The 4,579-nt window shown below is 70.6% G+C and carries 3 protein-coding genes and 1 pseudogene; 3 read left to right on the forward strand and 1 reads right to left on the reverse strand.

What is annotated here, in order from left to right; genetic code table 11:
* Nucleotides 1-211 precede the first annotated feature (211 nt).
* The 3 genes and pseudogenes from Y694_RS19855 (at nt 212) to Y694_RS19865 (ending at nt 3,954) form a co-directional block, all read left to right on the forward strand.
* Nucleotides 212-940 carry an FFLEELY motif protein gene (locus Y694_RS19855; RefSeq protein ID WP_011827953.1) on the forward strand — a complete coding sequence of 243 codons (729 nt, stop codon included), beginning with the start codon at nt 212-214 and terminating at the stop codon, nt 938-940.
* Nucleotides 941-992: 52 nt separating this feature from the next.
* Nucleotides 993-2,691 (forward strand): annotated as a pseudogene (locus tag Y694_RS19860) (long-chain-fatty-acid--CoA ligase).
* A gap of 69 nt (nt 2,692-2,760) precedes the next feature.
* Nucleotides 2,761-3,954 carry an OpgC domain-containing protein gene (locus Y694_RS19865; RefSeq protein WP_036235723.1) on the forward strand — a complete coding sequence of 398 codons (1,194 nt, stop codon included), beginning with the start codon at nt 2,761-2,763 and terminating at the stop codon, nt 3,952-3,954.
* Here the strand turns inward: Y694_RS19865 and Y694_RS19870 are convergent.
* Nucleotides 3,914-4,579, reverse strand: a 666-nt coding sequence (locus tag Y694_RS19870) for an SGNH/GDSL hydrolase family protein (protein ID WP_036235726.1), incomplete at its 5' end; no start/stop codon positions are given. The two genes, Y694_RS19865 and Y694_RS19870, sit on opposite strands and share 41 nt — an antisense overlap.

Raw genomic sequence — 4,579 nt, forward strand, 5'->3', positions numbered from 1 at the left:
CCGCCGGCCACGGTGAACAGCGCCGTGGCTCCGGCGCCGAGCTGCAGCAGGCGCCGACGCGACGGCCCCGTGCTCATGCGGCCGGCCTGCGCCGCGGGCGCCAGGGACAAGGGAAGGTGCTGACGGTCATCGACGCGGAGTGTTGCATCATTCGCGCGCCGGCCCGTCGAGGCGGACATCTATTTGCGATCCCGGATTACCCCCGACCCGCATGACCTCGCCCCTGCGAGCCACCGCTGCCGACGCGCCGGCCATCCTGCGCAGCCTCGCCGCCGTCGAGCAGGAACGGGCGCGTCGCCAGGCCGTGCCCGGGCTCGGTGAGAAGGTGCAGGCGATCAAGGCCTACCAGCAGGCGCGGTTCGAGCACACCCATGCCGAGCTGCTGGCGAGTCCGCGCTATGTCGCGGCGGCGCGCTTCTTCCTCGACGAGCTGTACGGGCCCAGCGATTTCAGCCGGCGCGACGCGCAGTTCGCCCGCATCGTGCCGGCGCTGGTGCGGCTGTTCCCGCAGGAGATCGTCGGCACCGTTGCCACGCTGGGCGAGCTGCATGCGCTGTCCGAGTCGCTCGACAGCACGATGGCCGAGGCACTGCCGTCGCCGGCCGTCGACGCACGGACCTACGCCGTGGCCTGGCAGGCCACGGGCCGGCGCGCCGACCGCGCGCAGCAGATCGACCTGATGCTCGAGGTCGGCCGTTCGCTCGACCGCTACACGCGCAAGCCGATGCTCACCACCAGCCTGCGCATGATGCGCGGACCGGCACGCGCCGCCGGCCTCAGCGAGCTGCAGTCCTTCCTCGAGCGCGGCCTCGAGACCTTCAGGACGATGCGCGGTGCGGGCGAGTTCCTGGTCGGCATCGAGGCGCGCGAACGCGCGCTGCTCGCGCAGCTCTTCACGGCCGAACCGCAGGCCGCTGCCGGCTCAGGGCAACTCCCATAGCCGCGCCGCGGCGGGGCCCGAAGAATCGGGCCTCTTTCGGAGGAGCTCGCGCATGGACATGCCGGCCAAGAAGCCCTGGCTCGCCCACTACCCCCCCTCGGTGGCGGCCACGGTCGATGCCGGCTCCGACGCCTCGCTGTCGACGCTCCTCGATCAGGCCTTCCGGCGGCATGCCGCACGCCCCGCGGCCGTGCTGATGGGGCGCGAACTCGGTTTCCGCCAGGTCGACGAGCTGGCCGACGCCCTGGGCGCCTGGCTGCAGGCCAGGGGCGTCGTGAAGGGCACGCGCGTGGCGCTGATGATGCCCAACCTGCTGCAGTACCTGGTTGCGCTCGCGGCGGTGCTGCGCGTCGGCGCCGTGGTGGTCAACGTCAACCCGCTCTACACCGCGCGCGAACTGCAGTTCCAGCTCAAGGATTCCGGCGCCGAGGTGATCGTGGTCCTCGAGAACTTCGCAGCGACGCTCGAGGAGGTGATCGACCGTACGGTCGTCAAGCACGTGGTGCTGGTCTCGATGGGCGACCTGCTGGGCTTCTGGAAGGGCCAGCTGGTCAACTTCGTGGTGCGCAACGTCAAGAAGATGGTGCCGGCCTTCACGCTGCCGCTCACCGAGGGGCGCAGCGTCACGCGCTTCAACATGGCCATCGCCGAGGGCACGCGCCTGAAGCTCGTGCGCCCGCCGGTGGGGCCGGACGACGTGGCCTTCCTGCAGTACACCGGCGGCACGACCGGCGTGTCCAAGGGCGCCACGCTGCTGCACCGCAACGTGGTGGCCAACGTGATGCAGACCGAGGCCTGGTTCCGGCCCATGCTCGACAAGGTCGGCGGCCAGCAGATCGTCTGCGTCTGTGCGCTGCCGCTGTATCACATCTATGCGCTGATGCTGTGCTTCGTGATGGGCGCGCGCCTGGGCATGAAGAACCTGCTGATCCCCAATCCGCGCGACATCCCCCGGCCTCGTCAAGACGCTGACGAAGCACCGCGTCAACATGTTCCCGGCCGTCAACACGCTGTTCAACGCGCTGGCCAACAACGCCGAGTTCGCGCGGCTCGACTTCTCCGGTCTGGTGGCGTCCACCGGCGGTGGCATGGCCTGCCAGCAGGCCACCGCCGAGAAATGGCTGCGCATCACCGGCTGCCCGATGGTCGAGGGCTACGGCCTGTCGGAGACCTCGCCGCTGGTCACCTGCAACCGGCTGGACCTGCGGCAGTTCAGCGGCAACGTCGGCCTGCCGATCCCGTCGACCGAGATCGCGATCCGTGACGACGACGGCCGCGACCTGCCGCTCGGCGAGGCCGGCGAAGTCTGCATCCGCGGGCCGCAGGTGATGGCCGGCTACTGGAACCGCCCTGACGAGACCGCCAAGGTCATGACGCCGGACGGCTACTTCAAGTCGGGCGACATCGGCGTGCTGGACGAGCGCGGCTACCTCCGCATCGTCGACCGCAAGAAGGACATGATCATCGTCTCCGGCTTCAACGTGTACCCCACCGAGATCGAGCAGGTGGTCAACCTGCACCCCGGCGTGCTGGAGTGCGCGGCGGTGGGCGTGCCCGACGAGAAGACCGGCGAGGCGGTCCGGCTGTTCGTCGTGCGCAAGGACCCGTCGCTCACCGAGCAGCAGCTGGCCGACCACTGCCGGCAGAACTTCACCGCCTACAAGCGGCCGCGGCGCATCGAGTTCTGCGACGACCTGCCCAAGAGCAACGTCGGCAAGATCCTGCGTCGCGAGCTGCGCGGCCCGGGCTGAACCGCGGCGGGAACCTCCGGGGCGGCGGACGAGTCTGTCAGGACTCGTCCCTTCCTCCCACGCCGCCGCATGAACCGCCGACTCTGGGAAATCGACGCGCTGCGCGGCCTGATGCTGGTGCTGATGACGCTCACGCACCTGCCCACGCGCTATGCCGACCCGCTGGGCCAGCCGTTCGGCTACGTCTCGGCGGCCGAGGGCTTCGTGCTGCTGTCGGGCTACATGGCCGGCATGGTCTACACCGCGCGCGAGCGACGCGACGGCGAGGCCGTGATGCGCGAGGCCTTCCTGCGGCGCGCGCTGAAGATCTACGCCTGCCAGGCCGCGCTGCTGCTGTTCCTGTTCACCGTCATCGCGCTGATCGGCGTGCTGGCGCGGCAGGACGCCATCACCAACCTGATCTCCTTCTACTTCGAGCAGCCGGTCACCGCCTTCTTCAGCGGCCTGCTGCTGATCTACAGCCCGCCGCTGCTCGACATCCTGCCGCTCTACGTGGTGTTCATGGTGCTCAGCCCGCTGCTGCTGCTGCTGCACGGCCTGCAGCACGGCTGGCGGGGCATCCTCGCGCTCAGCGTGCTGCTGTGGCTGCTGGCGCAGTTCGACCTCGGCCGCGCGGTCTACGACCTCAGCGTCGCGCTCACCGGCCTGCCGGTGCCGTTTCCCCAGACCGGTGCCTTCGAGATGTTCGGCTGGCAGTTCCTGTGGGTGATGGGGCTGTGGATGGGCTCGGTGCAGTCCGCCTCGCGCGATCCGGCGCCGCTCGTCTTCCCGCCGTGGCTGGTGCGCACGGCAGTCGTGATCGGCGTCGTCGGCCTGGTGTGGCGGCACGCCGTGGGGCAGCTGCCGTTTCCCGGCGACGACGGTCTGAACCTGATGTTCGACAAATGGCACCTCGGTCCGCTGCGCGTGATCAACCTGTTCGCGCTGCTGGTGCTGACCCTGCACTTCGGCCCGCGCGTCGCGGCCCGGCTGCCGCGGCTGCGGGTGCTGGAGACGCTGGGCGCCGCCTCGCTGCCGGTGTTCTGCGCCCACCTGGTGCTGGCGCTGCTGCTGCTGGCCGTGGCCGGCGACGCCGGCACGCCGCGCGCGGCGTGGATCGACGCACTGATCCTGGTCGGCTGCTTCGCCGTCCTCTACGCGGTGGCGTGGACCAGCGGCGAACTCGACCGCCGCACCGCCGCGATGCGCCGGCAGCTGCGCTCGCAGGCCGCCGACGCGGCGCTCAGCGTGGCGGTGCGGGCGCGCGCAGGTGGTCGGCGATGACGGTGCGCCACAGCGCGTAGCCCTGCGTGTTCAGGTGCAGCGCATCGGGCAGGAACAGCTCCGCGCGCGGCTGCCCCTGCGCATCGAGCATCTTCGAGTAGATGTCGATGTAGTCGAGGTTCGGCGTGTGGCGGCTGTAGTCGGCCACCAGCGCATTGGTCTCGACCACCTGCGGCATCAGCGCGCTGCGCAGCGGGCTGGGCTTGATCGACAGGAAGGCGATGCGCGTGTCGGGCAGCGCCCGGCGCACACCCTCCACGAAGGTGCTGAAGCTCGCCAGCACCTGCTGCGGCGTGCGGCCCTCGGCGAGGTCGTTGTCGCCGGCGTAGACGATCACCAGCCGCGGCTTGTACGGCAGCACCAGCCGTTCCAGGTACGCCGCGCAGTCGAACATCCGCGAGCCGCCGAAGCCGCGCTTGACTATCGTCTCGCCGGCGAACTGCGCCTCCAGCCCCGACCACAGCCGGATCGACGAGCTGCCGACAAACAGCACCCCGCCGGGCTGCGGCGCCTGAGCCTCGTCGGCCAGCGCGAAGGCGTCCAGGCTTTCCTGCCAGCGCGCCTCGACGGGCGTCGCGGCGGCCGCAGGCCCGCCGCTGCCGTTCGCGCGCGCCTGCACGGCAGG

Origin of the sequence: Methylibium sp. T29-B (assembly GCF_000576225.1) — a bacterium.
Lineage (GTDB): Bacteria > Pseudomonadota > Gammaproteobacteria > Burkholderiales > Burkholderiaceae_C > Methylibium > Methylibium petroleiphilum.

Bases quoted from the DNA above. Each gene is read 5' to 3' on its own strand.
- Y694_RS19855 (WP_011827953.1), top strand. From the start codon at position 212: ATGACCTCGCCCCTGCGAGCCACCGCTGCCGACGCGCCGGCCATCCTG.
- Y694_RS19865 (WP_036235723.1), top strand. From the start codon at position 2,761: ATGAACCGCCGACTCTGGGAAATCGACGCGCTGCGCGGCCTGATGCTG.